Origin of the sequence: Rhodococcus sp. P14 (genome assembly GCF_000256505.1) — a bacterium.
GTDB classification, from domain to species: Bacteria; Actinomycetota; Actinomycetes; order Mycobacteriales; family Mycobacteriaceae; genus Rhodococcus; species Rhodococcus ruber.
This window is the reverse complement of the sequence record NZ_AJFC01000240.1, coordinates 1-3,421: the sequence shown is the minus strand read 5'-3', so window position 1 is coordinate 3,421 and position 3,421 is coordinate 1. Positions and strand designations below refer to the sequence as shown.

The window sequence follows — 3,421 nt, the reverse complement described above, 5'->3', positions numbered from 1 at the left end:
GTCGGTGAGATCGCCGGCGTCGTCGGCCTGCACGGCCCGGTGCAGCGCGTGCACGCCGAGATCGGAGGGGATCGAGTCGAATCCGCAGGAGTGCACGATGCGGGCGCCGGTGCGGCGCGCCAGGTCGTCGAACCGGTCGATGCTCTCGCGGTGGAACAACACCTCGCCGGTGAGGTCGACGTAGTCGGTGCCCGCCTCGGCGCAGGCCTGCACCAGCGGCAGCCCGTACTTGGCGTAGGGGCCGACCGTGGTGACCACCACGCGGGTGCGGGCGGCGAGCGCGGCCAGCGACTGCGGGTCGCCGGCGTCCGCCTCGAGTACCGGCCAGGCCTGCGCGGCGGGCCCGAGCTCGGCGCGGATGCGGTCGAGACGGGTGCGGGAGCGGCCGGCGAGGGCGATGCGCACCCCTTCGGGGGCGTGTTCGGCGAGGTAGGCGGCGGTGATCCGGCCGACGAAGCCGGTGGCGCCGTAGACGACGATGTCGAGATCGCGGGAGGCAGTCATGCGCCACACCCTACTGCCGGGTAAGTCGGGATGCGACGCGGCTCACACGACGGCGCCGCAGCCACCACCCGAACCAGGACACGACGATCGTCACCGCCACCGCGGCCCGCACGAGTCCCACCGCCGAGTCCGGGTAGATCACCCCGGTCAGGTAGTGGTCGATGAACCCGCTCGGCGGCAGGCCCTCGATCCCGGCGCGGCGACGCGCCCAGTTCTCCAGATCGGTCAGCGGGCAGTCGAACCCGGCGAGGACGGTGGCGAACCCCCACACCACCGCCACGACGTGCAGCGCCAGCGTGCGGGGCCACCGCCACGCCAGGAAACCGCCGAACGTCACATACAGCAGGAAGGCCAGGTGCGCGGCCACGGTGACGTCGGCCAACAGCCGGTACGCCATACCGCCAGCCTAACCGGATCGGGCGGGGCAGCGGCCGTTCCGGACGACTACTCGTCCGCGTCGGTGCCCTTGACGACCAGGACGGGGACCGGCGCCTCGAGCAGCAACCGCTGCAGGCGCCGTTCGAGCAGGAACTTGCCGAGCGCGTTGCGGTCGCGGCTGCCCACCACGAGACGGTCCGCGCCGGACCGCTCGACCAGGTCGACCAGCGCGGCGACCGGGTCCCCGTCGTGCACCGCCGTCCGCAGTTCCCACCCGTCGGCACCCAGGGCGGCGGCGACGTCCGCGCGGATCGAGTCGAGTTCGCGCTGCCCGGCCGCGCCGTCGTCGTCGACCGCGACGAGCACGAGGGTCGTGCCGTCGCCGTGGGCGGCCTCGCGGGCGGCCGTGGTGAGCGCGGCGTGTCCTTCCGGGGTGTCGGCGTGGACTACGGCAACGGGCATGGGATCCTCCGGAGGCGGCGACGGCGTATGTCTCCAGTATCCCCGTCCCGGGGCGCCCCGGCCGCTCCCGGCGGTGTGGAACTGGTCTCTACCTGCGCGGACGTGTCGGGTGGATCTCACCCGGCCGGCGGGACGCGCTCACCACGGGGCCGGGCGGTAGTCCTTGAGGAAGCAGCCGTACAGGTCCACCCCGGCCTCGCCCTGCACGATCGGGTCGTACACGCGGGCCGCCCCGTCCACGAGATCGAGCGGGGCGTGGAATCCCTCCTCGGCCAGGCGCAGTTTGGTGTGGTGGGGCCGTTCGTCGGTGATCCAGCCGGTGTCGACGGCGGTCATGAGGATCCCGTCGGCGCGCAGGTCCTCGGCGCTGGTGCGGGTGAGCATGTTCAGCGCGGCCTTGGCCATGTTGGTGTGCGGATGCCCGGCCCCCTTGTACCGGCGCCCGGCGAACTGCCCCTCCATCGCGGAGACGTTCACCACGTACGTGCGGCGGGCCGGGGAGGCCGCCAGCGCCGGCCGCAGCCGATTGACCAGGATGAACGGTGCCACGGAGTTGCACAGCTGCACCTCGAGCAGTTCCAGCGGCTCGACCTCCCCGACGGTCTGCACCCAGCTGTTGGTGTACACCAGATCGGGCAGCAGCCCCCCGGCGTCGACCGCGACACCGGCGGCGATCCGGTCGGCCGTGGCCGACCCGGCCACCAGCGCGAGCGAGGTGAGCGACTCCGCGGTCAGCTGCGACGGCAGCGACCCGGCCAGCGCGGCCGGGTGCGCGTCCGAGGGCTTGCCGAAGGTGAGCACCTCCGGCCGCGGGCCGGCGGGCAGGGGACCGGACTCGGCCTCGGCGAGGGCGGAGTACGCGCCGGGGGAGCGGCGCACGGTCTGGGCGGCGTTGTTGACGAGGATGTCGAGCGGACCCTGCGCGGCCACGTCGTCGGCCAGGGCCACGACCTGGGCGGGGTCGCGCAGGTCGATGCCGACGATGCGCAGGCGGTGCAGCCAGTCGGCGCTGTCCTCCATGGCCGCGAAACGACGGATCGCGTCGTTCGGGAACCGGGTCGTGATCGTCAGGTGGGCGCCGTCGCGCAGCAGCCGCAACGCGATGTACATGCCGATCTTGGCGCGGCCGCCGGTGAGCAACGCACGCCGGCCCGTCAGATCGGTACGGGCGTCCCGCTTCGCGTGGTTCTCCGCGGCGCAGCGCGGGCACAGCTGATGGTAGAACGCATCGACCCGGGTGTACTTGTCCTTGCACACGTAGCAGGCCCGCGGCCGGATCAGGGTGCCCGCGCTCGCCCCCGGTGCGTTCGAGGTCAACGCGATCCCGGCCGTCTCGTCGTCGATGCGGGTGGGCGATCCGGTCGCCGTCGTCGCGAGCACCTGCCGGTCGGCGGTGACCTTGGCCTGACGGGTCTCGTTGCGGCGCAACCGCTTGAGCTTCTTGAACATGCTCCCGACGGCGCGCTGCACCGTCACCGAATCCGGATGGTCGGCGTCGAGCTCGTCCACGAGGGACAGGACGCGGAGGCAGGTGGCGAGGTCGGTCGGATCGATACCCGACGCGTCGGTGTGCGAAGTCATGGGCCTGTTCGTCGTGTGGGGCGGTACGGACCGATGGTATCGGGCGGGCCGCGCCGGCCGGCCTCGTGGGACCTGTGGCTCTGCCGGCGACGGCGGGAACGTGGCAGGCTCGGCGGGAAGGAATCCTCGACCCAAGGAGACGACGATGACCGCACGGCGCCGCCCGAAGTTCCGCGACCTGACCCCGGGGCAGCAGACGCTCGTGCTCACCCTCGCCGCTGTGCAGCTCTCGCTCGCCGCGACGGCGTGGACCGATCTGGCGCGGCGCCCCGCGGACCGGGTCGCGGGCAGCAAGGCGAAATGGGCCGCGATCATCGCGGTGAACTGGATCGGCCCGATCACCTACTTCCGCCGGGGCCGGATCGGCTGAGCCGCCCACCCGCCGCGAGCGGCGAACGCCCACCGCCGCGGGCGGCGAAGGCCCCGAACCTGCTCGGTTCGGGGCCTTCGTCGACGATCTCGATTCGGAGTGTCCGAGGGGGGACTTGAACCCCCA

General features: G+C 72.8%; 5 protein-coding genes. 1 reads left to right on the top strand and 4 read right to left on the bottom strand.

The window, feature by feature from the left end; all coding sequences use genetic code 11:
• The 4 genes from OEY_RS0117020 to OEY_RS0117005 all read right to left on the bottom strand — a co-directional run.
• The coding region (locus OEY_RS0117020) for a saccharopine dehydrogenase family protein (protein WP_010595043.1) at positions 1–504 on the bottom strand (504 nt) is incomplete at its 3' end.
• A gap of 10 nt (positions 505–514) precedes the next feature.
• Complete coding sequence (locus OEY_RS0117015) at positions 515–901, bottom strand: DUF2784 domain-containing protein (RefSeq protein WP_010595042.1); 387 nt, start codon at positions 899–901, stop codon at positions 515–517.
• A gap of 47 nt (positions 902–948) precedes the next feature.
• Positions 949–1,344 carry a universal stress protein gene (locus OEY_RS0117010; protein WP_010595041.1) on the bottom strand — a complete coding sequence of 132 codons (396 nt, stop codon included), beginning with the start codon at positions 1,342–1,344 and terminating at the stop codon, positions 949–951.
• Between the two features lie 138 nt (positions 1,345–1,482).
• Positions 1,483–2,925: an SDR family NAD(P)-dependent oxidoreductase gene (locus OEY_RS0117005; RefSeq protein ID WP_010595040.1), complete on the bottom strand. Its 1,443-nt coding sequence runs from the start codon at positions 2,923–2,925 to the stop codon at positions 1,483–1,485.
• Positions 2,926–3,070: 145 nt separating this feature from the next.
• Here OEY_RS0117005 and OEY_RS0117000 point away from each other — a divergent pair, with 145 nt between their 5' ends.
• Positions 3,071–3,295: a membrane protein gene (locus OEY_RS0117000; protein WP_010595039.1), complete on the top strand. Its 225-nt coding sequence runs from the start codon at positions 3,071–3,073 to the stop codon at positions 3,293–3,295.
• Positions 3,296–3,421: the final 126 nt, after the last annotated feature.

Bases quoted from the DNA above. Each gene is read 5' to 3' on its own strand.
- OEY_RS0117000 (WP_010595039.1), top strand. From the start codon at position 3,071: ATGACCGCACGGCGCCGCCCGAAGTTCCGCGACCTGACCCCGGGGCAG.
- OEY_RS0117005 (WP_010595040.1), bottom strand. From the start codon at position 2,925: ATGACTTCGCACACCGACGCGTCGGGTATCGATCCGACCGACCTCGCC.
- OEY_RS0117010 (WP_010595041.1), bottom strand. From the start codon at position 1,344: ATGCCCGTTGCCGTAGTCCACGCCGACACCCCGGAAGGACACGCCGCG.
- OEY_RS0117015 (WP_010595042.1), bottom strand. From the start codon at position 901: ATGGCGTACCGGCTGTTGGCCGACGTCACCGTGGCCGCGCACCTGGCC.